25 protein-coding genes are annotated in these 24298 nt (G+C 62.7%); 23 read left to right on the top strand and 2 right to left on the bottom strand.

Features of this window, described 5'->3' with window-relative positions; translation table 11 throughout:
* Positions 1 to 38 precede the first annotated feature (38 nt).
* The 23 genes from ALTERO38_RS17550 (at position 39) to ALTERO38_RS17660 (ending at position 21455) form a co-directional block, all read left to right on the top strand.
* Positions 39 to 1829 carry an SLC13 family permease gene (locus ALTERO38_RS17550; protein ID WP_159969153.1) on the top strand — a complete coding sequence of 597 codons (1791 nt, stop codon included), beginning with the start codon at positions 39 to 41 and terminating at the stop codon, positions 1827 to 1829.
* 91 nt (positions 1830 to 1920) lie between these two features.
* On the top strand, positions 1921 to 3198 hold the full coding sequence (locus ALTERO38_RS17555; RefSeq protein ID WP_159969154.1) for a bifunctional O-acetylhomoserine aminocarboxypropyltransferase/cysteine synthase: 1278 nt from the start codon (positions 1921 to 1923) through the stop codon (positions 3196 to 3198).
* An 86-nt stretch (positions 3199 to 3284) separates the two neighbouring features.
* On the top strand, positions 3285 to 3719 hold the full coding sequence (trxC, locus tag ALTERO38_RS17560; protein WP_159969155.1) for a thioredoxin TrxC: 435 nt from the start codon (positions 3285 to 3287) through the stop codon (positions 3717 to 3719).
* A gap of 323 nt (positions 3720 to 4042) precedes the next feature.
* A complete protein-coding gene (locus tag ALTERO38_RS17565; protein ID WP_159969156.1) occupies positions 4043 to 4762 on the top strand; it encodes a beta-ketoacyl synthase chain length factor in 720 nt (239 codons plus the stop codon).
* A complete protein-coding gene (locus ALTERO38_RS17570) occupies positions 4738 to 5547 on the top strand; it encodes a 1-acyl-sn-glycerol-3-phosphate acyltransferase (RefSeq protein ID WP_102837341.1) in 810 nt (269 codons plus the stop codon). The genes ALTERO38_RS17565 and ALTERO38_RS17570 overlap by 25 nt, the downstream gene beginning before the upstream one ends.
* Positions 5528 to 5800, top strand: a complete 273-nt coding sequence (locus ALTERO38_RS17575; protein ID WP_148923840.1) for a phosphopantetheine-binding protein — start codon at positions 5528 to 5530, stop codon at positions 5798 to 5800. Before ALTERO38_RS17570 ends, ALTERO38_RS17575 begins: the two co-directional genes overlap by 20 nt.
* Position 5801: 1 nt before the next feature.
* Complete coding sequence (locus ALTERO38_RS17580; protein WP_045430740.1) at positions 5802 to 6059, top strand: acyl carrier protein; 258 nt, start codon at positions 5802 to 5804, stop codon at positions 6057 to 6059.
* Between the two features lie 83 nt (positions 6060 to 6142).
* Entirely contained in the window at positions 6143 to 6721 is a 579-nt protein-coding gene (locus tag ALTERO38_RS17585; protein WP_159969157.1) for a hypothetical protein, read from the top strand.
* Positions 6718 to 8397, top strand: a complete 1680-nt coding sequence (locus tag ALTERO38_RS17590) for an acyl-CoA synthetase family protein (protein WP_159969158.1) — start codon at positions 6718 to 6720, stop codon at positions 8395 to 8397. Before ALTERO38_RS17585 ends, ALTERO38_RS17590 begins: the two co-directional genes overlap by 4 nt.
* Positions 8398 to 8453: 56 nt before the next feature.
* Positions 8454 to 9218: a glycosyltransferase family 2 protein gene (locus ALTERO38_RS17595; protein ID WP_372239427.1), complete on the top strand. Its 765-nt coding sequence runs from the start codon at positions 8454 to 8456 to the stop codon at positions 9216 to 9218.
* Positions 9215 to 10156, top strand: coding sequence for a glycosyl transferase (locus tag ALTERO38_RS17600; protein ID WP_159969159.1), 942 nt, complete (start codon positions 9215 to 9217; stop codon positions 10154 to 10156). The genes ALTERO38_RS17595 and ALTERO38_RS17600 overlap by 4 nt, the downstream gene beginning before the upstream one ends.
* Positions 10143 to 11681, top strand: a complete 1539-nt coding sequence (gene hutH, locus ALTERO38_RS17605; RefSeq protein ID WP_159969160.1) for a histidine ammonia-lyase — start codon at positions 10143 to 10145, stop codon at positions 11679 to 11681. The genes ALTERO38_RS17600 and hutH overlap by 14 nt, the downstream gene beginning before the upstream one ends.
* The gene (locus ALTERO38_RS17610) at positions 11674 to 12099 is read left to right on the top strand and encodes a thioesterase family protein (protein ID WP_148923844.1); all 426 of its coding nucleotides are present in this window, start codon (positions 11674 to 11676) and stop codon (positions 12097 to 12099) included. Before hutH ends, ALTERO38_RS17610 begins: the two co-directional genes overlap by 8 nt.
* Positions 12099 to 12716 carry an outer membrane lipoprotein carrier protein LolA gene (locus tag ALTERO38_RS17615; RefSeq protein ID WP_159969161.1) on the top strand — a complete coding sequence of 206 codons (618 nt, stop codon included), beginning with the start codon at positions 12099 to 12101 and terminating at the stop codon, positions 12714 to 12716. Before ALTERO38_RS17610 ends, ALTERO38_RS17615 begins: the two co-directional genes overlap by 1 nt.
* Positions 12700 to 15039 carry an MMPL family transporter gene (locus ALTERO38_RS17620; protein WP_159969162.1) on the top strand — a complete coding sequence of 780 codons (2340 nt, stop codon included), beginning with the start codon at positions 12700 to 12702 and terminating at the stop codon, positions 15037 to 15039. The genes ALTERO38_RS17615 and ALTERO38_RS17620 overlap by 17 nt, the downstream gene beginning before the upstream one ends.
* 148 nt (positions 15040 to 15187) lie before the next feature.
* The gene (locus ALTERO38_RS17625; protein WP_159969163.1) at positions 15188 to 16441 is read left to right on the top strand and encodes an NAD(P)/FAD-dependent oxidoreductase; all 1254 of its coding nucleotides are present in this window, start codon (positions 15188 to 15190) and stop codon (positions 16439 to 16441) included.
* On the top strand, positions 16438 to 16965 hold the full coding sequence (locus tag ALTERO38_RS17630; protein ID WP_159969164.1) for a DUF3261 domain-containing protein: 528 nt from the start codon (positions 16438 to 16440) through the stop codon (positions 16963 to 16965). The genes ALTERO38_RS17625 and ALTERO38_RS17630 overlap by 4 nt, the downstream gene beginning before the upstream one ends.
* Positions 16962 to 18149, top strand: a complete 1188-nt coding sequence (locus ALTERO38_RS17635; protein ID WP_159969165.1) for a beta-ketoacyl-[acyl-carrier-protein] synthase family protein — start codon at positions 16962 to 16964, stop codon at positions 18147 to 18149. The genes ALTERO38_RS17630 and ALTERO38_RS17635 overlap by 4 nt, the downstream gene beginning before the upstream one ends.
* A complete protein-coding gene (locus tag ALTERO38_RS17640; RefSeq protein ID WP_159969166.1) occupies positions 18146 to 18598 on the top strand; it encodes a hotdog family protein in 453 nt (150 codons plus the stop codon). The genes ALTERO38_RS17635 and ALTERO38_RS17640 overlap by 4 nt, the downstream gene beginning before the upstream one ends.
* The gene (fabG, locus tag ALTERO38_RS17645) at positions 18595 to 19323 is read left to right on the top strand and encodes a 3-oxoacyl-ACP reductase FabG (RefSeq protein ID WP_159969167.1); all 729 of its coding nucleotides are present in this window, start codon (positions 18595 to 18597) and stop codon (positions 19321 to 19323) included. Before ALTERO38_RS17640 ends, fabG begins: the two co-directional genes overlap by 4 nt.
* Positions 19323 to 20549 carry a beta-ketoacyl-ACP synthase gene (locus ALTERO38_RS17650; protein WP_159969168.1) on the top strand — a complete coding sequence of 409 codons (1227 nt, stop codon included), beginning with the start codon at positions 19323 to 19325 and terminating at the stop codon, positions 20547 to 20549. The genes fabG and ALTERO38_RS17650 overlap by 1 nt, the downstream gene beginning before the upstream one ends.
* A gap of 34 nt (positions 20550 to 20583) precedes the next feature.
* Complete coding sequence (locus tag ALTERO38_RS17655) at positions 20584 to 21024, top strand: excinuclease (protein ID WP_159969169.1); 441 nt, start codon at positions 20584 to 20586, stop codon at positions 21022 to 21024.
* 137 nt (positions 21025 to 21161) lie between these two features.
* Entirely contained in the window at positions 21162 to 21455 is a 294-nt protein-coding gene (locus tag ALTERO38_RS17660; RefSeq protein ID WP_159969170.1) for a hypothetical protein, read from the top strand.
* A gap of 45 nt (positions 21456 to 21500) precedes the next feature.
* Here the strand turns inward: ALTERO38_RS17660 and hemE are convergent, their stop codons facing one another.
* Positions 21501 to 22565 (bottom strand): uroporphyrinogen decarboxylase, encoded by a 1065-nt coding sequence (gene hemE, locus ALTERO38_RS17665; protein ID WP_159969171.1) that lies wholly within the window; start codon positions 22563 to 22565, stop codon positions 21501 to 21503.
* 204 nt (positions 22566 to 22769) lie between these two features.
* Positions 22770 to 24188 carry an FAD-dependent oxidoreductase gene (locus tag ALTERO38_RS17670; protein WP_102837323.1) on the bottom strand — a complete coding sequence of 473 codons (1419 nt, stop codon included), beginning with the start codon at positions 24186 to 24188 and terminating at the stop codon, positions 22770 to 22772.
* Positions 24189 to 24298: the final 110 nt, after the last annotated feature.

The raw sequence follows: 24298 nt of genomic DNA on the forward strand, positions 1-24298 counted from the left end.
TGTAAGTGGTCAGTCGTTACGCCACGTTAAGGACGTTCATGCTCTCCGATTCACTGCCGCTGCTGTTCGTCTGCGCTTTGCTGCTCTGGGTGCTAGTGTCTTTCGTGCGGGAGACCTGGAGTCCGGATATCGTGGTGGCGATTGCGGTGGCGGTGTTGATCGCCGTCCAGTTGCTGACGCCAGCGGAGGTGCTTGGGGTGTTGTCCAACTCGGCGCCCGTCACCATTGCCTGCATGTTCGTCATATCCGCCGCGCTGGAGCGTACCGGCTGCATCGATGCGCTGGGCAACTGGCTGGGTGGGCTGGTCGGCACCAGTCCGACCCGAGTGCTTGGTGGGCTGACGATTACTGCGCTGGTCATTTCGGCGTTTCTGAACAACACGCCGGTGGTGGCGATTCTGACGCCGGTGGCGATATCACTGGCTACGCGGGCCGGCACCACGCCTTCAAAGCTGCTGATTCCGCTTTCCTACGCCACGATCCTTGGCGGCACGCTGACGATGATCGGCACCTCGACCAATATTCTCGTCGACGGCGTGGCGCGTAAGGCGGGCCTCGCGCCGTTCGGCATGTTCGAGATTACCGGTGCGGCGCTGGTACTCGCTGCGGCCGGGATGCTGTACATGCTGACCATCGGCAAGCGACTGCTGCCGGAACGCGACACCCTGTCCAAGTTGCTCGGGCCAAGGCTTGATCGCACCTTTATGAGTGAACTACGGGTGCCGCAGGGGTCGCCGGTGATTGGCAAAAGTATTGCCGAGGCCAATCTCAACGGTGGCAGCGGCCTGCAGGTGCTGCAGGTCGACCGCGGCGCCCACTTGCACAGCCGACCCGAGCAGGATTTCACCTTGCTGGCCGGCGACGTGCTGGTAATCCATGGCCAGGTCAAGGATGTGGTCGAGCTGCGCGGGAGCGGCCATCTGACCTTCAACCGTAGCGACGCCTTCGAAACCATCAGCAGCGAGAATGAAGTGCTCGCCGAAGCCATCGTTGGCCGCAATTCCCGTTACAGCCACCGGCCGATGCGCGACCTCGACCTCAGCGCCCGCTACGGCATCAATGTGCTGGCCGTGCATCGCCAGGATGAGAATATCCAGGGCAACCTCGACGACTTTCAGCTGCAGTTCGGCGATGTAATGCTGGTCGAGGGCACGCCGGCACAGATCAAGCGTTTCGCCGACAACGGCGAGCTGATCAGCCTCAATGCCGTTCAGGAACGTGCGTATCGCCGGGACAAGGCACCGATCGCCATTGGCGCCACGCTGATGGTGATGCTGCTGGCGGCGTTCGGCGTGATGCCGATCGAAGGCCTGGCGATCATCGGCGCCGCTGCGGTGTTGGCGACCCGTTGCCTGGATGTCGAAGATGCTTACAAAGCAGTGGACTGGAAGATTCTCAGCCTGATCTTCGGCATGCTCGCCATCAGCGTTGCGATGAACAAGGTCGGGCTGGTCGAGCTGATTGTCTCAGGCGTGGTTGACCTGACGCCCTGGGCAGGCCCGTTGTTCATGCTCGGGTTTATCTACCTGTTCACCTCGGTCCTTACCGAGATCCTGTCCAACAATGCCGTCGCGGTGCTGGTCACGCCAATCGCCATCGGCCTTGCTCAGCAGTTCGGTATTGACCCGCGGGCCTTTGTCGTCGCGGTGATGTTCGCGGCCAGTGCCAGCTTCGCCACGCCGATCGGCTACCAGACCAACACCTTCGTTTATAACGCCGGTGGCTACCGCTTCGCGGACTTCCTCAAGGTCGGCATCCCGTTGAACCTGTTGCTGTGGGTCGTAGCCACGCTGGTCATTCCCTTGTTCTGGCCGCTCACGCCGCTTTGATGGCAGCGCTTGCTCTGGGTCATTGACCGCATCTGTGTTCAGTTTCATGCTCTCGGGCCTTTGCCCCGATGAACAAGAACAAGGAGCGCCCATGAAGCTGGAAACCCTCGCCGTCCATGCCGGCTACAGCCCGGACCCCACCACTCGTGCAGTGGCTGTGCCGATCTACCAGACCACCTCCTATGCCTTCGACGACACCCAGCACGGCGCGGACCTGTTCGACCTGAAGGTGCCCGGCAACATCTATACGCGCATCATGAATCCCACCACCGACGTGCTTGAGCAGCGCGTCGCGGCATTGGAAGGCGGCGTGGCGGCATTGGCTGTGGCTTCGGGAATGGCAGCAATTACCTATGCCATCCAGACGATCGCTGAAGTGGGCGACAACATCGTCTCGGTAGCCAAGCTCTACGGCGGCACTTTCAACCTTTTCGCGCACACGCTGCCGCGCCAGGGCATCGAGGTGCGCTTCGCCGCCCATGACGACATCGCCGCGCTCGAGGCACTGATCGACAGCAAGACCAAGGCGGTCTTCTGTGAGTCCATCGGCAACCCGGCGGGCAACATCATCGATATTCAGGCACTGGCTGACGCAGCGCACCGCCACGGTGTGCCCCTGATCGTCGACAACACCGTCGCCACACCGATGCTCTGCCGGCCAATCGAGCATGGCGCCGACATCGTCGTGCATTCCCTGACCAAGTACATGGGCGGTCATGGCACCAGCATTGGCGGCATCGTGGTCGATTCAGGGAAGTTCCCCTGGGCGCAGCACAAGGAGCGCTTCGCGCTGCTGAACACGCCTGACGTCTCCTATCACGGCGTCACCTACACCGAGGCATTCGGCCCCGCCGCCTTCATCGGTCGCTGCCGAGTGGTGCCGCTGCGCAACATGGGCGCGGCGATTTCACCGTTCAACTCTTTCCTGATCTTGCAGGGGCTGGAGACGCTGGCGCTGCGCATGGAACGCCATTGCGAGAACGCCATGAAGGTTGCCGAATTCCTCCAGGCACACCCGCAGGTGGCATGGGTGAAATACGCAGGGCTGGCCGATCATCCGGAGCATGCATTGGCGCGTCGCTATATGGGTGGCACACCAGCGTCGATTCTCTGCTTTGGCATCGAGGGCGGCATGGAAGCCGGGGCGCGCTTCATCGATGCGCTCAAACTGATCGTGCGGCTGGTCAACATCGGCGACGCCAAGTCGCTGGCCTGCCACCCGGCCAGCACCACGCATCGCCAGCTGAATGCCGAAGAACTCGCCCGAGCTGGGGTCTCTCAGGACCTGATCCGTCTGTCCATCGGCATCGAGCACATCGATGACATCCTCGCCGACCTGACCCAGGCCCTGGACGCAGCAAAGGGCTAAGGCCAGCAGCGCCGCTTCGCCGAGAGTGCTTGATATCGGCCAGCGAGGCTCCACATTAGTGCGACAGACCGCTGTGGAGCCTCGCCATGACCGACTCGCTGATCATCCCCTGCGCAGAGTGCGCCAGCCTCAACCGTATTCCCGCTGATCGGCTGCATGACGCGCCGCGCTGCGGACGTTGCAAGTCCGATGCACTGCCAAACACGCCATTCGAGCTGCAGCAAAGCCAGTTCGCCAACCAGATCAAGGGCGATTTGCCGCTGCTGGTGGACGTCTGGGCCAGCTGGTGTGGCCCGTGCCGCAGTTTCGCCCCGACCTTCGCCCAGGCCGCCGCTCAGCTGCAGGGCCGCTGCCGATTGGCCAAACTGGACAGCGAGGCCAATCCGCAGCTGTCGAGCCAGCTCGGCATTCGCTCGATCCCCAGTCTGATCCTGTTCAAGGGGGGCACGGAAATAGCGCGCCAGAGCGGTGCGATGCCTTTGCCGCAGTTGCTGGCCTGGCTCCAACAGCACGGGATATGACGGCCGCCGTCCGGTAGCCTGTTCGCCTGCTGCCGTACGACTGAAGGTTAGGCAGCCGAAGCGGCTTTGCCGCTTGCATCGCCACGGAACACGAGCGTCGTCGCCCAACCGTTACGGGCAAACCTAGAACAGACAACCGATTCCGACCGACGGTTCCGTGCATTAGGCCTGCCTTTTATCCGGATATTTCACGCAACGTTTGCCTAGGTTCCACCGCGATTGGATAATGCCGCCGTTTTCACGGCAGACATTTACCGATAGTCGCTGTACAGGGACGTCGACACGCCAATAACAAGGCTCGAGGATGAGCCGGTGAGTTCAGCGTGATTCAATTCGAAATCGATCAATGGCAGGCCTGGGCTCCAGGCTTGGTGAGCACTGATGACTGGACCGACTGGGCCCGGGATCCGTGCGAGCTCGAAAGTGGTGACGCACAACCGGACGTCAGCTTCCTGCCGGCCATGCAACGCCGCCGCCTGAGCCGCCTGGCGCGCATGGTCTTTGCCGTGGCCACACCTCTGGCTGCCGGCCGACCAGCGATGCCGCTGGTCTATGCCTCCCGTCACGGCGAGACCACGCGCACCTTCGCCATCCTCAATGAACTCGCTGGTGAGGAGCCGCTTTCCCCCACACAGTTCAGCCTGTCGGTGCACAATGCGATCATAGGGCTCTGGTCCATCCAGCAGCAGGACACGAGCGAGATGACCTCGCTGGCCGCTGAAGGTGACGGGCTGGAGCATGCCGTGCTTGAAGCCACCTTGCTGCTCGGCGAAGGCGCTCCCGAAGTCCTGGTGGTGGTCGCCGAAGACCAGCCCCCCACGGTCTATGCGCCCTGGATCAATGACGTCAGCTTTCCCTATGCCGTGGCTCTGTTGCTCAAGCCGGGCAGGGCCTGGCAATTGAGCCTCGGAACCGCCGAGCCAACCCCGACCAGCGCCGCGCATCCGCATGCGATTAATCTAATCCGTGCATTGCTCAACAACAAACCGACCTTGCAAAACCAATGGGGGAGCCGCCAATGGAACTGGCAGCAGACTCATTGAACCGTCGATACAGCGCGCCGTGGCTGTGGCGTCTGGTCGCGACCGGACTCTCTTTCATGCTGTTCGGTGTCGGCGGGCTCTGTCTGCGATTGATCGTTTTCCCTCTGCTGGCTCTGCTGCCAGGCGATAAAGCCGAACACCGCCGTCGGGCGCGCCAGACTGTAAGTCGGCTGTTCTGGCTATTCGTTCAGTTCATGTATCGCAGCGGCGTACTGACCTACGAGGTCGAGGGCGCCGAACGCCTCGGCCGACCAGGACAACTGGTGATCGCCAACCATCCTTCGCTGATCGACGTGGTGGTGCTGATCGCACTGATCCGCGACGCCAACTGTGTGGTCAAGCAAAGCCTGTGGGACAACCCCTTTACCCGCGGGCCGATCCGTGCGGCTCAGTACATCAGTAACAACGGCAGCGCCGAGATGCTGGATGAAGCCGCAGACGCGCTGCGTCAGGGCCAGACGCTGATCATCTTTCCCGAAGGCACGCGCACTACGCCAGGCCAGGCACCGCAGTTTCATCGGGGTGCAGCGGCCATCGCATTGCGCGGTGCGCGTCTGGTGACACCCGTAGTGATCAGCGTAACGCCTACCACCCTCACCAAGGCCGAGCCCTGGTATCGCATACCAGCAAGACGTTTTCATTTCCATCTGCGCGTCGGTGAGGACATCGACCCGCAGGTGTTCGCTTCGCGTGGCGCAGCACCTATCGCCTCGCGGCAACTCAACGATCATCTGCATCGACACTTCATAAAGGAGCTCGCACTCGATGAGCCAACTGCAGCTTGAAATCAAGCAACTGATCATCGACGCCCTGGGTCTGGAAGACCTAGGGCCGGACGACATAGCAGCCGATCAGCCCTTGTTCGGCGACGGGCTCGGGCTGGACTCGGTCGACGCGCTGGAACTGGGTCTGGCGATCCAGAAGCGCTTCGGCATCAAGATCGACGCCGACGCCAAGGACACCCGCAAGCATTTCGCCAGTGTCGACAGCCTGGCCGCCTACGTCAGCGCCCACCGCGCCGTCACCGAGGAAGCCTGAGATGGAAAGCCGCAACGAGATCTTCCAGACCCTGCGCGATGCATTGGTCGAACTGTTCGAACTCGAACCCGAGCGGATCAGCCTGGAAGCCAACCTTTATCAGGACCTGGAAATTGACAGCATCGACGCGGTCGACCTGATCGATCACATCAAGCGCCAGACGGGCAAGAAGATTGCCGCAGAGGAGTTCAAGTCGGTACGAACCGTTGGCGATGTCGTCGAAGCGGTCTATCGACTGGTGAACCCTCAGCCGGCCTGACCCTACCGAACAACCGAACAAGCATTGTCCGGGGAGCCCAAGCGCTACCTGGATCAAGCTCTTATGCGCAAACGGACGGCACGATGCAACCTCCCGCACGAACAGCTAAGGCGAACGCCAGCCGAATGACAGGGCTCTGCCTGTTGCTGGCCGGTCTCGCCTACCCGTTCGCCGTTTACCTGGGTTTGGAGCACCTGTCGCCGCGCCTGTTTGCCGTTTTGCTTGGTGCGCTTTGGGTGGCAAAGCTGCTTAGTGGAAAGCAGACACCGCTTAACTACGCGATGGCTGCAAGCGCACTGCTGTTCTGCCTGCTACTCGGATTGGCGGGCGAGCCAGCCCTGTTGCGCTGGTACCCGGTGCTGATAAGCCTGGCCCTGTTCGGCCTGTTTGCCGGCAGCCTCTGCACGGGAATGCCGATCATCGAGCGCCTGGCGCGGCTGAGCGATCCCGACCTCCCTCCCGCGGCAATACGCTATACGCGCCAGGTGACCTGGGTCTGGCTGGGCTATTTCATCATCAACGCCGGCATCGCCAGCGGACTCGCACTCTGGGCGCCGCTGAGCTGGTGGACGCTGTACACCGGGCTGATCGCCTATCTGCTGATGGGACTGTTATTCGCCGGTGAATGGCTGGTACGCCAGCGAGTCAGGAAAGCGACATGAACTGGATTGCCCTCGAACACCTGCTCGACCAGACGCCCAAGTCGCGCTTGGTCACGCTCGACCCCGCCCTTGATCATGCCGAGCTGCGACAGCGCGCGCTGCGCCTCGCCGCGGGACTGCGCAATCGTGGCGTTGCCCGACTGGCTGTTCATCTGGAGGATGCAGGCGACCTGGCAGTTGCGCTGCTCGGTGCCTGGCGAGCGGGCGTCACGGTACTGCTGCCGGCCGATCTGCAACCTGCGAGCCGCTCACGATTGGCCCATCAGGCTGATCTGTGGCTAACGGATCAGGATGGCGACGCCCAACTCTCGGAGTTGCTGGCCGAGCCGCTCGAAGGAGCGAAGCTGGATCTGGACGGGTGCCGACTGCTGCTCTGCACCTCCGGCTCCAGCGGCGAACCGAAGCTGATCGAAAAACGCCTGCGCCAGCTGGCGAACGAGGTGGAAACGCTCGAAGCCTGCTGGGGAGCCGATCTCGGCGACGCCTGCGTGATCGCCAGCGTCGCCGCGCAGCACATCTATGGACTGCTGTTCCGGGTGCTCTGGCCATTGTGCGCTGGTCGGCCCTTCATGCGCCGCGCACAGCCCTTCTCAGAAGACATCCAGCTGGCCAGCCGTCAGCATCCGCGCTTCTGCTGGGTGGCCAGCCCGGCATTGCTCAAGCGGATGGGTGACAACCTCGATTGGCCGGCATTGCGCAGTGTGCGTCGGGTCTTTTCCTCGGGTGGCGCCCTTGATGCCGAGGCCGCGCAGCGACTGGAGCAACGCCTGGGTCAGCTGCCAACTGAAATCTATGGCAGCTCTGAGACGGGAGGCATCGCCTGGCGCCAGGGCGGAAAGCTGTGGCACCCCTTCGATGGCGTTCAGTTGAGCCAGGACGAACAGGGCGCGTTGCGCGTCGCCTCACCCTGCCTGCCTCCCGGCCATATTGAACAGACGGCGGATGCGGCGCGCATCGAGGCCGACGGGCGCTTCGAGCTGCTCGGCCGACTTGACCGCATCGTCAAGCTGGAAGAGAAACGCATTTCCCTGACGATGCTGGAAGCAGCGCTGAACGAACATCCCTTTGTCAGCGATACAAGGCTAGGCGTCATCAACGAAAACCGCGCCTACCTCGCGGCGCTGGTTGCGCTCAGTGAGGCGGGCCTGCATGCACTGCGCAACGGTGGTCGGCGCGCACTGACCGAGACGCTGCGCAAGCACCTGGCGAAGCACTGCGAAGCGCTGGCCCTGCCGCGTCGCTGGCGGCTGGTCACCCAGCTGCCCTTCAACAGCCAGGGCAAGCTCCCCCAGACCCAACTCGACGGGCTGCTGCAGGCGCCGCGTCCGCTGCAGCCCGAGCGTCACAGCGCTTGCCAGGAAGAAGATCAATGGCAGCTTCAGCTGGCCGTCCCGCCGGATCTGGCGCACTTCACCGGGCACTTCCCACAGACTCCGGTTTTGCCCGGCGTGGTGCAGATCGACTGGGCGATCGGCCTCGCCCGAGAGCTGATCACTGACCTGCCGCCGAGCTTTCAGGGCATGGAGGTGCTCAAGTTTCAGCAGCTGGCCCGCCCCGGTGATCAGCTGAGCCTGACCCTGCGCTTCGACCGCGAGCGCAGCAAGCTGCATTTCGCATACCGCAACGGCGACGCGCCCTGCTCGTCTGGCCGCATTCTGCTGGGAGATCCGCTGTGACCACGCTTACTCCGCTTGAGACTGCAACGGCGACCGTGCCCGTCACAGAGGAAGATTTGCAGTTGCCACTGGCGATCGATGACGACTGGTTCAAGCCCTGCGCGGTGGTGCCGGTCTACAACCACGAAGATAGCCTGCCCAATGTCGTCCGCGCGTTGCTCGCTGAAGACTTGCCGTGCGTGCTAGTTGATGACGGTTCTAGCCCGAATGCAGCGGCAATTATCGTTGAGTTAGCAAAGCACCCGTTGGTGCACCTGCTCCGCCATAGCCGCAATCAGGGCAAAGGCGCAGCGGTCGCCTCCGGCTTGCGCGAGGCGTCGCGCCTCGGTTTTAGCCATGCGCTTCAGCTGGACGCCGACGGCCAGCACGACCTGAGCGGCGTGCCGCTGTTCCTCGACCGCGCCAGCCAGGCGCCGGATGCGCTGATCTGTGGCTATCCCCAGTACGATTCGAGCGTGCCCAAAGGGCGCCTCTATGCCCGCTACCTGACCCACGTCTGGGTCTGGATCAATACGCTGTCATTGTCGATCCGCGACTCCATGTGCGGCTTTCGTGTCTACCCGCTGCAGCCAACCTTGGCTCTACTCGACTCGACGGCGCTTGGGCAGCGCATGGACTTCGACACCGAGGTACTGGTGCGCCTGCACTGGCGTGAACAGCCGATGGTCTGGCTGCCGACACGAGTGCATTATCCGGCCGACGGGGTTTCGCATTTCCGCCTGTGGCACGACAACCTGCTGATCTCTTCGATGCACGCACGGCTGTTTGGAGGCATGCTCCTGCGGGCGCCCAAATTGCTCTGGCGGCGGCTGTGCCGATGAGCGAAAAAGCCGCAGTCGGCTCGCATTGGGCCGCGCACCGCGAACGGGGCAGTTTTGCCTTGATGAAATTGACAGCCTGGGCCGTGCGCCTGCTTGGCCGCCGCACCATGGCGCCGCTGCTGTATCTGATTGTGTTGTATTTCTATCTGTTCAACCGCAGCGCGCGACAGAGTGCCTGGCAGTACCAGCAGAACCTTGCCACCTGTAGCGGCCGCGCCGACCTGGCGCCCGGCTGGCGCTCGGTCTACCACCAGTTCATGGCCTTCGCCGATGCCTTGCTGGACAAGCTCGATGTCTGGGGCGGACGCCTGGCGCTGGATCGACTGGTGCTGCACGACAGCGCCAACCTGCACGCTGACCTCAAGGCGCCACGCGGCCAGCTGCTGGTCGGCTCGCACCTGGGCAATCTGGAGATCTGCCGAGCGCTGGCGGAAATGGGCCGCAAGGTAAAGATGAACGTCCTGGTGCACACCCGTCACGCCAAGCAGTTCAACCGCCTACTGGATGAATCCGGCGCGAATAACTTGCGGCTGATTCAGGTCAGTGAACTGGACCCGGCGATCATGATGGAGTTGTCCCACCGGCTGGATCAGGGCGAATGGCTGGCCATCGCCGGTGACCGGGTGCCGCTGCAGGGCGCGCGCATCGCCACAGCCAACTTCCTGGGTCAGCCGGCCGCGTTCCCACAAGGCCCCTGGCTACTGGCCGGCCTGCTGCAGTGCCCCGCGAATCTGCTGTTCTGCCTGAAACATGCTGGGCAATTCCATGTCCATCTGGAGCCCTTCGCCGATCGCGTCGAATGGCGGCGTGGCCAGCGCGACGCCGTGGTGCAGGCGTGGGTGCAGCGCTACGCGGATCGACTGGCGGCACGCTGTCTGGAGGCCCCTTTGCAGTGGTTCAACTTCTACCCATTCTGGAACACCCATGAACAACGCTGAGCCCGTGATCTTTGGTGAAAACCACCTGCGTATCGAAGACCTGCTGGCCGTCGCCCAGGGGCATGCACCCGCCCGGCTTCAGTCCGATGCGGCCTTCCGCGAGCGGATTGCCCGCGGCGCGCAGTTCCTCGACACCCTGCTCGACCGCGAAGGCGTGATCTACGGCGTGACCACCGGTTATGGCGACTCCTGCGTGGTGGCTGTTCCGCTGCATCAGGTCGAGGCACTGCCGCAGCACCTGTTCACCTTCCACGGCTGCGGCCTGGGCAAACTGCTCGATGCCGAAGCCACCCGCGCGGTGTTGGGCGCTCGTCTGCGCTCGCTGACCCACGGTATGTCCGGGGTGCGCATCGAGTTGCTCGAGCGTTTGCAGGCGTTCCTCGAACATGACGTCTTGCCGCTGATCCCCGAAGAAGGCTCGGTCGGTGCCAGCGGTGACCTGACGCCGCTGTCCTATGTCGCCGCAACCCTGGCTGGCGAGCGGGAGGTGATGTATCGCGGCGAGCGCCGCAGCGCCGCCGAGGTGCATCGCCAGCTTGGCTGGACGCCGCTGACCTTGCGCCCCAAGGAAGCTCTGGCGTTGATGAATGGCACTGCGGTGATGACCGGCCTCGCCTGCCTCGCCTACGCCCGCGCCGATTACCTGCTGAAACTGGCCACCCGGATCACCGCGCTCAACGTCATCGCGCTGGAAGGCAATCCCGAGCATTTCGACGAACGTCTGTTTGCGGCAAAGCCGCACCCGGGGCAGACACAGGTGGCAGCGTGGATTCGTCAGGACCTCGCCATCGAGGCGCCAACCGCCCCGCTGCATCGTCTGCAGGACCGCTATTCGCTGCGCTGCGCACCGCACGTGCTCGGTGTGCTGGCCGACAGCCTGGGCCTGCTGCGGCAATTCATTGAAACCGAACTGAACAGCGCCAATGACAATCCGATCATCGACGCCGACAACGAGCGCGTGCTGCACGGCGGGCATTTCTACGGCGGGCATATCGCCTTTGCCATGGACAGCCTGAAGAATCTCGTCGCCAACGTCGCCGACCTGCTCGACCGGCAACTGGCGCTGTTGGTCGACACCCGCTACAACCACGGCTTGCCGAGCAACCTGTCCGGCGCGCCAGCCGCTACGGCAATGATCAACCACGGCTTCAAGGCGGTGCAGATCGGCGCCAGCGCCTGGACCGCTGAGGCCCTGAAGAACAGCATGCCGGCCAGCGTCTTCTCGCGCTCGACCGAGTGCCACAACCAGGACAAGGTCAGCATGGGCACCATTGCCGCGCGCGACGCATTGCGTAGTTTGGAGCTGACCGAACAGGTGGCTGCTGCCGCGCTGATTGCCGCGAACCAGGGCGTCTGGCTGCGCCAGCGTCAGCCGGCGGCACGGGCACTCCCGGCACCGCTCGCAGTGATGCACGAAGTGCTTGGCGAAGACTTCCCACCGCTGATCGAAGACCGTGCGCTGGAAGGCGAGCTGCGCCTGTGCCTACAGCGCATCCGTGCGCAGCACTGGGGGCTGTATGCGTAAGGGCGGCGTACTGCAGGCAGAAATCGAAGTGCTGGTGCCGTTCTTCGACGTCGACTCCATGGACATCGTCTGGCACGGCCATTACGTCAAATATTTCGAGATGGCGCGCTGCGCCCTGCTCGACCGCATCGGTCACAACTATGTGCAGATGAGAGACGCCGGCTATGCCTGGCCGATCATCGACGTGCAGCTGCGCTACATGCGCGGCGCCCGTTTCAATCAGCGCATCGTTGTACGCGCCGATCTGGTCGAGTGGGAGAACCGCCTGAAGATCAACTACCTGATCAGTGACGCCGAAACCGGCGAGCGCATGACCCGCGGCAGCACCGTTCAGGTCGCCGTGGAAATCGCTAGCCGCGAAATGCTGCTGGCCTCGCCAAAGGTGCTGGTCGATGCCGTGGAGCGCGCACTGCTGTGATGCGTCTATTCAATCGCCCCGCTTCGCGCATGCTGGTCGCGCTGGGCCTGCTGCTGGCGGTGACCGCCCGCGCCAATGCGTTCGACCTGCTCCAACTCAGCTTGCAACTGCGCGAACCCACGGTTGTTCGCGGCGCCTTCACCCAGGAAAAATACCTGCGCGCTCTGCCCCAGCCACTGGTTAGCGCGGGCACCTTCGTCCTGGCGGGCGACAGCGGTCTGCTGTGGTTCCTGCAAAGTCCGCTGCAGCAGGATTACCGCATCAGCGCGGCGGGAATCGCCCGACGCACGGCCAGCGGCTGGAAGCAGACTAGTCAGCAAGGGCCCGCAGCGCGCCAGAACGAGCTGTTTCTGGCCGTACTGCAGGGTGATACCGAAGCCTTGCAGCGAGATTTCGATCTGCAGCTGTCTGGCACTGCCCAGGCATGGGCGTTGACACTGACACCGCGCTCCCGGCTGCTTGCCCAGATTTTCTCCAGCATTCTGATCCAGGGAGGTGCCACCGCCGAGCGTATCGAGCTGCGTGAGACCCAGGGCGACAGCACACGGCTGCTGCTGACCGACATCCAGATCGACGATCAGTTGAGCCCCAGCGAGCACCATGACCTCGCCGACTGATCATGCGCTCAGGCTGCCAGCCTGGCTCTCTTCACTGTTCTTTCTGGCCCTGCTTGGACTGGTCGGGCTGACTGCATGGCAATGGCGCGATGGTCCGCCAGTCAGCGCTAATCTGCTGCAGTTGTTGCCCAGCGGGGCGCCTGGGGAATTGGAGCAACTCGCCGAGCAGCGCGTGCAGGAGCCGCTGAATCGCGATCTGATGCTGCTGGTTCACCATGCAGACGAAGACTCTGCCGTCGCGCTGGCCAAGGAAGTCGCAGGCAACCTCAACGCCAGCGGCCTGTTCGCGCAGATCCGTCGCTCCGTACAGGCCGATCTGCCGGCGATGCGCCAGCAATTACTGGATCAAAGACTGGTGTTGCTCGACCGGGCCAGCCGTGAAGCCCTCATCGCCTCACCCGAAAAGTTCATTCAGCAGCGACTGCAGCGCCTGTTCAGCCCATTCGAAAGCACCAGCCTGGTGCCGGTTGAAGAAGACTGGTTCGGGTTAGCCGACCTGGCGCAGCGGCGCTTGCCGCAACCCGGCCATATTCACCCGCGCCTTGATGGCGCGCTGGTGGCCGAACATGACGGTCAGCCCTGGGCCGTGATCCATGCGCAGATCGACGGCGACGCCTTTGACGACAAGCTGCCGCTGCTGGTCGACGAGCAGGTTCGTGCCGCTCGCCGCTGGGTCCAATCCCAGCACGGCGAGCTGCTCGCAGCTGGCGGCGTGCTGCATGCCGCATACGGGCAGCGTCAGGCGCGTGAGGAAGCAGGCCTGATCGGCAGCGTCTCGCTCGTCGCCACGCTCGCCTTGCTGCATCTGCTGTTTCGCACCCCACGCGTCCTGCTGGTCGCCTTGCCGGTGTTGGTCGGGGCGCTCAGCGGCGCTGCGGCCTGCGTAGCCCTGTTCGGTCAGATCCATGTGCTGACCCTGGTGCTGGGGGCCAGTCTGGTCGGTGTCAGCATCGATTTCCCGCTGCACTACCTGTCCAAAAGCTGGACATTGCAGCCCTGGCAGGCGTTTCGGGCCTTGCGCTTGACGCTTCCCGGCCTCGCTCTGGCACTGGCGACCAACGTCATCGGCTATCTGGCCATGGCGTTCACTCCGTTTCCGGCACTGAGCCAGGTCGCGGTGTTTTCTGCCGCGGGGCTGCTCGGGGCCTTCGCCTGCGCCACCTGCCTGCTGCCCTCGTTGGTGAACGTTCCCTTACAGCCCTGGGCCGCCCCGCTGAGCTGGGCTGGGCGCGCCTTGGACGTGCGTCGCCGCTTGCTCGGTCGGGTCTCCTCGCGCTGGTTACTGGCCGGCTTCGTGGTGTTCTGCCTGGCCGGTATCAGCCAGGTGTCGTTCAAGGACGATCTGCGCCAGTGGGTCAGCCGCGCGCCTGCGCTGCAGCAGCAAGCCGAGCGCATCGGCCTGATCACAGGCTTCGAACCGACCAGCCAGTATTTCCTCGTTCGTGCGCAAACTCCCGACGAATTATTGGAGCGCCAGGAAGCGCTAAGCGCTCGCCTCGACGAGCTGGTGGCGGAGCAGAAGCTGCACGGCTACCTCGCCCTGAGCCAGTTGGCCGCGCCGACCATCATTCAGGAAAGCCTGCATCTTGCCTTGCCGCGCCTGCTCGAGAACAGTCAGCCACTGCTGGCACTTGGCATGCCAATCGAGGTGCTCGAGAAAGAATTGGCTGATCTGCAGACGCGCCCGGTGACAGGTCTCGACCAGGTGCTGGCAGGGCCGCTTGCAGAACCTTGGCGCCCGCTATGGCTGGGCACTCGAAAGGACGGCACCGTCGCGGGCCTGGTCAGCCTGCAAGGGCTTCGCGACAGTTCAGCGTTGCACGGTCTGGCTGAGGGTATTGGCGGGGTCAGCCTCATCGACCGGCCCGCTGAGCTAAACCGTCTGTTTGCCGAGACCCAACGTCAGGCGGCGTTCTTCAAGATGCTGGCCGCCGTTCTTATCCTGGGTCTGCTGTGTCTTCCGTTCGGCTGGGGTGGTGCGCTGCGCTGCCTGGCTGTTCCGCTGCTGGCAGCGCTGGGCAGCCTCGCCTGTCTAGGCTGGCTGGGCCAGCCGTTGACCCTGTTTGGCCTGTTCGGCCTGTTGCTCGTGACGGCGATCGGTGTCGATTACGCGATCCTCATGCGTGAGCGAATCGGCGGCGCGGCGGTGAGCCTGGTCGGCACGCTTCTCGCGGCCGTCACCACCTGGTTGTCGTTCGGCCTGCTGGCCTTGTCGAGCACGCCGGCCGTAAGCAACTTTGGCCTGGCAGTGGGCATCGGCCTGGTCTTTGCTTTTCTGCTTGCGCCCTGGGCAGCAGACACCACCGAAGACCGAGCATCGTGACTGTCCATCGCGGCGCGGCGTCATGGCTTCAGTTGGCCTTGGTCGGCTTTCCAGCAAGGCCAGGCGACGGCATTCTGCTGAATAACCCTTTGTTTTACCCAACCCGCCGGCAGCAATCGGCGTCCGTCACCCTTGTCGAGTCGAACACATGAAGGCTTCCTTGCATTCTGAAAACCGTAGCGTTGTCGTTATTGGCGCGGGGCCTTCCGGGGCCATCGCCGCTGCTCTGCTCAAGCGTCAGGGGCACGACGTGCTGATCATCGAGCGACAGCGGTTTCCGCGCTTTTCGATCGGCGAGAGCCTGCTCTCGCATTGCCTGGATTTCATCGAGGAAGCCGGCATGCTCGAAGCCGTACGGGCCGCAGGTTTCCAGACCAAGCATGGTGCGGCCTTCGGTTGCGGCGACCGCTATACCGCTTTCGATTTTCGCGACAAATTTACCGAGGGCCACGGCAGCACTTATCAGGTTCAGCGCGCGGATTTCGACCAACTGCTGGCCGACCAGGCCGCGCTGCAAGGCGTCGAGATTCGTTACGAAGAGGAAATCACCGCCGCGGATTTCGACGGCCAGCGACCGAGTCTGCAGGTGCGCCGCCTCGACGGTAGCGAGTATGCGCTGGAGGCCGAATTCGTCCTCGACGCCAGTGGCTACGGCCGGGTGCTGCCGCGCTTGCTCGATCTGGAAGCGCCGTCGAGCTTTCCGCTGCGCCGTGCGGTATTCACCCACATCACGGACAACATCGTCGACCCCCGCTTCGACCGCGACAAGATCCTCATCACCACCCACCCGGAGCTGCGCGATGTATGGTTCTGGACCATCCCGTTCAGCAACGGTCGTTGCTCGCTGGGCGTGGTGGCCAGCGCCGAACGCTACGAAGGACGTCCGCTGGATCTGGATGCCTGTCTCAAGGAATTCGTCATGGAGGCCCCCAACCTCCAGCGCATCCTCAAGCATGCTCAGTGGGACACTCCAGCACGTCTGATCAATGGCTATTCGGCGAACGTCAAAGCGCTGCATGGCCCGGGCTTTGCGCTTCTGGGCAATGCGGCCGAGTTTCTCGACCCGGTGTTTTCGTCCGGCGTCACCATTGCGATGCGCTCGGCGAGTATGGCGGCAGCGGTGTTGCACCGGCAGCTGAGTGGCGAGGCGGTGGATTGGGACAGCGAATTCTCGGCGCCGCTCAAGCGGGGCGTGGAAACCTTCCGCGCCTATGTCGAGGGCTGGTACGACGGCAGCTTTCAGGACGTCATCTACTATGAACGCGCCCAGCCGGAGATTCGCCGGATGATCTGCTCGATCCTGGCCGGTTACGCCTGGGACAACAGCAACCCCTATGTCGCCGAGCCCCGACGCCGCCTGCGCGTATTGGCCGAGCTTTGCGCCACTCCGGCGCCCGCATGATCTCGTTGATATACAACCTGGTACGCCTGCCCTGGCTGTCGCTGCTGCTGTTGCTCGGCGCCTGCGCCCAGCAACAGCCCCTGCCGACCCAGATGCCACGGCTTTCGTTGCCGGTGCAGCTGCATGTCGAGCGTCATGGGCAAGGCGAGACGGATCATTGGTTGTTGGTGATCCAGCAGGAAGGCGCGGCATTGCGCTGGTCAATGCTCAATCCCCTGGGCGTGCCGCTGGCGCGCCAGCTGTTGCTCGACGGGCGCTGGCAAGCCGACGGGATGCTGCCGCCCAATGCTGAAGCGCGCACGCTGTTTGCCGCTTTGCTGTTCGCACTTAGCCCCGCCGAGCAGCTGGAAGAGCTCTATGCTGATAGCGCATGGACGCTGCATCAGAACGGTCGCTCGCTGGCAGACGATGGCTCAACCTGGCACGTTCGTTACCTGGAAAAAGGCGGTTTCGAACTCGACGTCGGGCCGACGCTGACCTATCGTGTCGCGCCTATCGTGCCAGCCGGAGCCCACCAACAATGACCGCCTACCTCAATGCACTCGGGCTGATTTGCGCCTTGGGGTGCGGCAAGGCCGAAGTCGCCCGGCGCCTGCTGGCAGGCGACAGCTCAGGTATGCAGCCACATCCGCAAACAATTGCCGGGCGCAGCCTGCCGGTCGGTGCAGTCACCGGCGAGCTTCCCTCACTTGGCAATGCGCCGCTGCAGCATGTCACTCGCAACAATCAGCTGCTGTTAGCTGCGCTGGAGGAAATAGAACCCGACCTGCATGAGGCGATTTCCCGCTTCGGCCCAAGCCGCGTCGGTGTGGTCATGGGAACCAGCACTTCAGGTATCCAGGAGGCGACCCAGGGGATAGCCCGCCTAACAAGAGACGGCCACCTTCCGACCAGTTATCACTACAGCCATCAGGAGCTTTGCGCACCGGCCAGCTTCGTCAGCGAGCGCCTGCAGCTCAGCGGTCCGAGCTACTCGATATCCACGGCCTGTACGTCCAGTGCGCGCGCACTGCTCAGCGCCAAGCGATTGCTGGATGCGGGCATCTGCGATGCAGTGATCTGTGGTGGCGTCGACACCCTGTGTGATCTGACCCTGCGCGGTTTCAGCGCACTCGAGGCGACCAGCGCCCAGCTCTGCAACCCGTTTTCGGCCAACCGCGACGGCATCAATATTGGCGAAGCCGCTGCTGTTTTCCTGATGACCCGTGAGCGCTCGCCAATTGCCCTGCTAGGCGGTGGCGCCAGCTCCGATGCCCATCACATCTCCGCTCCCGACCCGCAGGGGCTGGGCGCCATTGAGTCCATGAGCAAAGCATTGAGCAGCGCAGGGACCCTACCCGAACAGATCCGCTATCTGAATCTGCACGGCACCGCCACGCGGCATAACGATGCGATGGAGAGCCTGGCGGTGGCCAAGGTGTTTCCGACCGGTGTGCCCTGCTCATCCACCAAGCCGCTCACCGGCCACACGCTGGGCGCCGCGGGCGCATTGGAAGCGGCATTCTGCTGGCTGACGCTGTCCGAACATAATCCTGAACAACTGCTGCCGCCGCATCGCTGGGACGGCGAGCATGATACCGACCTGCCGCAGTTGAATCTGACGGCAGTCGGGACCAAGGCGGTAGCGAGCCGGCCGCGGCGCATGATGAGCAACTCCTTCGCATTTGGTGGCAATAACATCAGCCTGATCCTGGGGGATGCACCATGATCGATTGGCCAGTCGCCGAGCTACTGCCTCACGCCGGAGACATGATCCTGCTCGATGCAGTCGAGTCATTTGATGCCGACAGCATCACGACCCACCTGCGGGTCAAAAGCACCGGCCTGCTCAACCTGCCTGACGGCAGCCTCCCGGCCTGGGCCGGCGTCGAGATCATGGCGCAGACCGTCGCTGCCTTTGCCGGCTGCCAGGCGCGCATGGTCGGGCAGCCGGTGGAGCTGGGTTTTTTGCTGGGCACCCGCCGCTTCCAATGCAACGTCGAGCACTTCCCAGCCGGCAGCCAGTTACGTATCCATGCGCTGCGTTCGCTGCAGGATGACAATGGCATGGGCGTGTTCGAATGCCATCTCGACGGGCCAGGCATCCATGCCGAGGCGCGTCTCAATGTGTTTCGCCCGCCCGAAGTGGCGAGCTATCTGCAAGAGCCTTCACCATGAGTAAAAGCATCCTTGTCACCGGTTCCAGCCGCGGCATCGGCCGCGCCATTGCCTTGCGCCTGGCGCAAAGTGGTCATGACATTGTCTTGCACTGCCGCGCGCGGCGGGACGAGGCGGAAGCCGTTCAGGCGCAGATTCAGGAGATGGGCCGCACGGCGCGGATCCTACAGTTCGATGTAGCGGATCGCGCGCAATGCCGCGAACAGCTGGAAACGGATGTCGAAACCCACGGTGCCTATTACGGAGTGGTCTGCAACGCCGGGCTGACCCGCGACGGCGCCTTTCCGGCCTTGACCGAGGACGACTGGGATCTGGTCATGCGCACCAACCTGGACGGTTTCTACAATGTCCTTCAACCGCTGACCATGCCCATGATCCGCCGCCGCCAGCCGGGACGAATCGTTTGCATCACCTCGGTATCTGGGCTGATCGGCAACCGCGGGCAGGTCAATTACAGCGCATCCAAGGCGGGCGTGATCGGCGCCGCCAAGGCGCTTGCCGTCGAGCTCGGCAAGCGCCGCATCACTGTCAACTGCGTGGCTCCCGGACTGATCGATACCGACATGCTCGATGACGATCTGCCCATCGAGGAAATGCTCAAAATGATCCCTGCACAACGCATGGGCACACCGGAGGAAGTCGCCGGTGCGGTCAACTTCCTGATGTCGGACGAGGCCAGCTACATCACCCGGCAAGTGCTCGCCGTCAATGGCGGGTTGTGCTGATGAAGCGCGTCGTCGTCACTGGCATGGCCGGCATCACCTCACTGGGCAGCGACTGGGCCAGCATCGAGGCTCACTTCAGCAGCAACCGCAGCGGCATTCGCTACATGCCCGAGTGGGACCGGTTCACCGAGCTCAACACCCGACTGGCAGGACCGGTGGATGACTTCGCCGTCCCTAAACACTGGACGCGCAAGCAGTTGCGCAGCATGGGTCGGGTGTCGCGGTTGTCGGTAAAGGCCGCCGAACAGGCCCTGGCTCATGCGGGCCTGCTCGATGATTCATCAATCCGCGACGGGCGCATGGGCGTTGCCTGCGGCTCATCCACCGGCAGTACCGAGGAGATCAAAGCCTTCGGCAACATGCTGCTCAACTCGGTGGCCGACGGGCTGAACGCCAACTCCTACATCCGCATGATGCCGCACACTACCGCAGCCAATATCAGCATCTTCTTCGGCCTCACTGGCCGAGTGATTCCCACATCCAGTGCCTGCACCAGCGGGAGCCAGGGAATCGGCTACGCCTACGAGGCGATCAAGTTCGGCCGCTTGCCGATGATGCTTGCTGGCGGTGCCGAGGAACTTTGTGCCACCGAAGCCATGGTCTTCGATGCGCTGTATGCCACTAGCCTGAAAAACGACGCACCCGATACCTCTCCGCGCCCCTATGACGCCGGTCGTGACGGCCTGGTGATCGGCGAAGGTGCTGGCATGTTGGTGTTGGAAGAGCTCGAGCACGCCCTGGCCAGGGGCGCCACCATTCACGCTGAATTGATCGGTTTTGGCAGCAATGCCGACGGCCAACACGCCACTAAGCCGGAACAACTGACCATGTGCCGCGCCATGCAGCTGGCCCTCGAGGATGCCGGACTGCAGCCCGAGGCTATCGGCTACGTCAATGGCCACGGCACTGCGACCGAACAGGGCGACATTGCTGAAACCCTGGCGACTCAATCGCTGTTCGGCAGCCGCATGCCAATCAGCTCGCAGAAAAGCTTTCTCGGGCATACGCTAGGTGCCTGCGGCGCGCTGGAGTCCTGGTTCAGTATCGAAATGATGAACCGCGACCATTACATTCACACCCTGAATCTGGACAGCATTGATCCGCGCTGCGGTGAACTGGACTACCTCGTCGACGCGCCGCGCACCATGCAGCACGAATATGTGATGAACAACAACTTCGCCTTCGGCGGCATCAACACTTCATTGATATTTCGCCGCTGGGCTTGACCCCTTCAACCAAAAACACCGCAAGGAGAATGCAATGAAGAAAAACACATGGATCGGCGCAGCACTGGTGTTCTGTGTATTACCCGGAATCAGCCAGGCGCGCGACACCACGCATTACCTGCCGTTCGAGCAGGTCGTGGCCGAGGCAACCGCCTCTGGCAAACTCGACGGCAGCGTGAAGTTCTACCTGGCTGGCAAGACGCCCAAGAGTGCACAAATCATTCGCCGGGACGTTTCCACCAGCAAGAAAACCAACGCCTTCAACAAGACCGACGAGGGTGCCTGCAGCTGGGCGCTGCAATCGGCGCTGATCGGCATGCAGCAGGCCGCCAAGGCGGCAGGTGCCAATGCGGTGGTGGACATCGCCAGCAACTACAAGCACGTCGAATACAAAGACAGCCAGAAGTATGAGTGCCATGCCGGCGCAATCATGGCGGGGGTGGCAATCAAGGGCAACTTGGCGAAGGTCAAGTAACACCGCGGCGCTCGGGACCGCACAACGGGGCCGGGCGCGCTGCGCGGGCGATGACCATCCAACTGTCGTCGTTGCCGAACGAATAACTGGACCGGGGAGTCAACATACGCAGACCCTTCTACTTCAAGGAGCTGCCCATGTTTGGCAAGTCAACGCACAAGTTCGAAATCAATTACCTCTTCCAGAACGAACCGCGTAACCATCTCATCGATTCGGAAGAAGAGCGCATGTCGCAGGCCAGTGCCGCTCGGCATCTGATCGAATTGCACAATGGCGATGCGGAAAACAGCCTGGTCATGCCAGAGGCCGGGGCCGACGAGGGCAAGATTCTGGAACAGGCCGAGGTCATCGGTATCACCGATATCCGGGTGAGCAAGCTGGTCCATGAACACGAGCCGGGCACCACCCCAGGCCATCACCAACAGCCATGAATGAAAAGAGCCGCTAGAAGCGGCTCTTTTCATTTCAGCATCGGGTCAGGCGTGATATTGCGCCGAGAGTTCGTGAACCGACTCGATGAATGCGCCGGCGCGGGCCGGATCGACTTCCGGAGTAATACCGTGTCCTAGGTTGAACACATGGCCGTCACCATGACCGAAGCTGGCCAGGATGCGCCCGACCTCGGCACGTATCGCATCCGGCTTGGCGAACAGCACGCTGGGGTCCATGTTGCCCTGTAGCGCAACCTTGTCGCCGACGCGGGCACGCGCGACGCCGATGTCGCAGGTCCAATCCAGCCCCAGTGCTTCGGCACCGGTTGCCGCCATGGACTCCAGCCACAGCCCGCCGCCCTTGGTGAACAGAATGACCGGTACACGGCGACCGTCATGTTCGCGAATCAGCCCACCAACAATCTTCTGCATGTAGGCCAGAGAGAATTCCTGGTAGGCCGCGGCGGAAAGGCTGCCACCCCAGGAATCGAAAATCTGCACCGCCTGGGCACCGGCGAGGATCTGCCCGTTGAGGTAGCTGGTCACCGACTGCGCGAGCTTGTCCAGCAGCGCATGCATGGCGTGCGGGTTTTCGTAGAGCATCGCCTTGGATTTGCGGAAGTCCTTCGAGGAGCCGCCTTCGACCATGTAGGTCGCCAACGTCCAAGGGCTGCCGGAGAAGCCTATCAACGGAACGCGGCCGTTGAGCTCGCGACGAATGGTGCGCACCGCGTCCATCACGTAACCCAGATCTTTCTCCGGATCCGTAATCGGCAGCGCCTCAATGTCGGCCATGTTGCTGACGACCTTCTTGAAACGTGGGCCTTCACCGGTCTCGAAGTACAAGCCCAGCCCCATGGCGTCCGGCACAGTGAGGATGTCGGAGAACAGGATCGCCGCGTCCAGTGGGTAACGCTCAAGCGGCTGAAGGGTGACTTCACAGGCGAGTTCGGGATTCATGCACAGGCTCATGAAATCGCCCGCCTTGCTGCGGCTGGCCCGGTATTCCGGCAGGTAGCGGCCGGCCTGACGCATCATCCACACCGGGGTGACGTCGACAGGTTGCTTGAGCAAGGCGCGGAGAAAGCGGTCGTTCTTCAAGGCAGTCATGTCTGGGTTCCAGCAAAAGAGTGGCGGCATTGTCGCAAAGCGCAAAACAAAAGGCACGGCGAGCGCCGTGCCTTTTATCCGTGGGCTTGATTCAGGTCAGGCCCGTTTGGAGGCATGCTCCAAAGTAAAGTCCAGAATGGATGCCACGCTCACCGACCACCGTGAACCAGCTCGGTCTTCGGCAGCGCCTATCCACCCAGTGAATCAGACTTCCAGGTAGTCGAGGATGCCTTCAGCAGCCTGACGGCCTTCGAAGATCGCCGTAACGACCAGATCGGAACCACGCACCATATCGCCGCCCGCGAAAATCTTCGGGTTGCTGGTCTGATGCTTGAACTGGCCCATCTCCGGTGCCACTACACGGCCCTGGTTGTCGGTTTGAATGCTTTTGCCTTCAAACCAGTCAGCTGGACTCGGGCGGAAACCAAAGGCGATAACCACGGCATCTGCCGGCAATACTTCTTCGGAACCGGGAATTGGCTCTGGGCTACGACGTCCGCGCGCGTCCGGCGCACCGAGACGGGTCTCGACCACCTTGACGCCTTCGACCTTGCCCTCGCCGACTATGGCGATGGGTTGCCGGTTGAAGAGGAACTTGACGCCCTCTTCCTTGGCGTTCTTCACCTCTTTGCGCGAGCCCGGCATGTTCGCTGCGTCACGCCGGTAGGCACAGGTCACGCTCTTAGCGCCCTGGCGGATGGAGGTGCGGTTGCAATCCATCGCCGTGTCGCCGCCGCCGAGCACCACAACCTTCTTGCCCTTCATGTCGACGAAGTCTTCCGGCGCCTTTTCAAAGCCGAGGTTACGGTTAACGTTCGCGATCAGGAAATCCAGGGCATCGTGCACGCCCGGCAGGTCTTCGCCAGGGAAGCCACCCTTCATGTAGGTGTAGGTACCCATGCCCATGAACACGGCGTCGTACTCGGCGAGCAGCTGGTCGATGGTCACGTCCTTGCCGACTTCGGTGTTCAGGCGGAATTCGATACCCATTCCGGTGAAGATTTCACGGCGTCGGCTGAGAACGGACTTTTCCAGCTTGAACTCTGGGATACCAAAGGTCAGCAGTCCGCCGATTTCCGGATTCTTGTCGAACACCACTGGTGTAACGCCGCTGCGCACCAGTACGTCGGCGCAACCCAGGCCAGCCGGTCCCGCGCCGATGATGGCGACCTTCTTGCCTGTCGGCTTGACCTTGGACATGTCCGGGCGCCAGCCCATGGCGAAGGCGGTATCAGCAATGTACTTTTCCACCGAACCGATGGTGACTGCGCCGAAGCCGTCGTTAAGCGTACAAGCGCCCTCGCACAGACGATCCTGCGGGCAGACGCGGCCACAGACTTCCGGCAGGGTGTTGGTCTGGTGCGCCAGTTCGGCCGCAGCCAGGATGTTGCCCTCGGAAACCAGCTTGAGCCAGTTGGGAATGTAGTTGTGAACCGGGCACTTCCACTCGCAGTAAGGGTTGCCGCAACCCAGACAGCGGTGTGCCTGCTCGCAAGCCTGCTGCGGCTTGAAGGGTTCATAGATCTCGACGAACTCTTTCTTGCGCTGTCGCAGCAGCTTTTTCTTCGGATCCTTGCGCCCGACTTCGATGAACTGGAAGTCGTTATTCAGACGTTCAGTCATTTCAAAACCTCTTAACGGCAGTCGCAAGCCCAAGGCTGCTGACTGCGTGACAATCACGGAGCGGGGCAAGCCCCAGGCACATGGCCGAGGCTTGCCGCTTGAACCTGCTT

The organism is Pseudomonas sp. 9Ag, assembly GCF_902506445.1.
In the GTDB taxonomy this organism is placed as follows: Bacteria; Pseudomonadota; Gammaproteobacteria; order Pseudomonadales; family Pseudomonadaceae; genus Stutzerimonas; species Stutzerimonas stutzeri_AB.

Excerpts from the sequence above, each read along its gene's own strand:
- ALTERO38_RS17570 (WP_102837341.1), top strand. The coding sequence starts at position 4,738 with ATGGAACTGGCAGCAGACTCATTGAACCGTCGATACAGCGCGCCGTGG.
- ALTERO38_RS17550 (WP_159969153.1), top strand. The coding sequence starts at position 39 with ATGCTCTCCGATTCACTGCCGCTGCTGTTCGTCTGCGCTTTGCTGCTC.
- ALTERO38_RS17630 (WP_159969164.1), top strand. The coding sequence starts at position 16,438 with ATGATCTCGTTGATATACAACCTGGTACGCCTGCCCTGGCTGTCGCTG.
- ALTERO38_RS17655 (WP_159969169.1), top strand. The coding sequence starts at position 20,584 with ATGAAGAAAAACACATGGATCGGCGCAGCACTGGTGTTCTGTGTATTA.
- ALTERO38_RS17580 (WP_045430740.1), top strand. The coding sequence starts at position 5,802 with ATGGAAAGCCGCAACGAGATCTTCCAGACCCTGCGCGATGCATTGGTC.
- hutH (WP_159969160.1), top strand. The coding sequence starts at position 10,143 with ATGAACAACGCTGAGCCCGTGATCTTTGGTGAAAACCACCTGCGTATC.
- fabG (WP_159969167.1), top strand. The coding sequence starts at position 18,595 with ATGAGTAAAAGCATCCTTGTCACCGGTTCCAGCCGCGGCATCGGCCGC.
- ALTERO38_RS17555 (WP_159969154.1), top strand. The coding sequence starts at position 1,921 with ATGAAGCTGGAAACCCTCGCCGTCCATGCCGGCTACAGCCCGGACCCC.
- ALTERO38_RS17615 (WP_159969161.1), top strand. The coding sequence starts at position 12,099 with ATGCGTCTATTCAATCGCCCCGCTTCGCGCATGCTGGTCGCGCTGGGC.
- ALTERO38_RS17600 (WP_159969159.1), top strand. The coding sequence starts at position 9,215 with ATGAGCGAAAAAGCCGCAGTCGGCTCGCATTGGGCCGCGCACCGCGAA.
- hemE (WP_159969171.1), bottom strand. The coding sequence starts at position 22,565 with ATGACTGCCTTGAAGAACGACCGCTTTCTCCGCGCCTTGCTCAAGCAA.
- ALTERO38_RS17585 (WP_159969157.1), top strand. The coding sequence starts at position 6,143 with ATGCAACCTCCCGCACGAACAGCTAAGGCGAACGCCAGCCGAATGACA.
- trxC (WP_159969155.1), top strand. The coding sequence starts at position 3,285 with ATGACCGACTCGCTGATCATCCCCTGCGCAGAGTGCGCCAGCCTCAAC.
- ALTERO38_RS17590 (WP_159969158.1), top strand. The coding sequence starts at position 6,718 with ATGAACTGGATTGCCCTCGAACACCTGCTCGACCAGACGCCCAAGTCG.
- ALTERO38_RS17670 (WP_102837323.1), bottom strand. The coding sequence starts at position 24,188 with ATGACTGAACGTCTGAATAACGACTTCCAGTTCATCGAAGTCGGGCGC.
- ALTERO38_RS17620 (WP_159969162.1), top strand. The coding sequence starts at position 12,700 with ATGACCTCGCCGACTGATCATGCGCTCAGGCTGCCAGCCTGGCTCTCT.
- ALTERO38_RS17575 (WP_148923840.1), top strand. The coding sequence starts at position 5,528 with ATGAGCCAACTGCAGCTTGAAATCAAGCAACTGATCATCGACGCCCTG.
- ALTERO38_RS17660 (WP_159969170.1), top strand. The coding sequence starts at position 21,162 with ATGTTTGGCAAGTCAACGCACAAGTTCGAAATCAATTACCTCTTCCAG.
- ALTERO38_RS17635 (WP_159969165.1), top strand. The coding sequence starts at position 16,962 with ATGACCGCCTACCTCAATGCACTCGGGCTGATTTGCGCCTTGGGGTGC.
- ALTERO38_RS17650 (WP_159969168.1), top strand. The coding sequence starts at position 19,323 with ATGAAGCGCGTCGTCGTCACTGGCATGGCCGGCATCACCTCACTGGGC.
- ALTERO38_RS17610 (WP_148923844.1), top strand. The coding sequence starts at position 11,674 with ATGCGTAAGGGCGGCGTACTGCAGGCAGAAATCGAAGTGCTGGTGCCG.
- ALTERO38_RS17640 (WP_159969166.1), top strand. The coding sequence starts at position 18,146 with ATGATCGATTGGCCAGTCGCCGAGCTACTGCCTCACGCCGGAGACATG.
- ALTERO38_RS17625 (WP_159969163.1), top strand. The coding sequence starts at position 15,188 with ATGAAGGCTTCCTTGCATTCTGAAAACCGTAGCGTTGTCGTTATTGGC.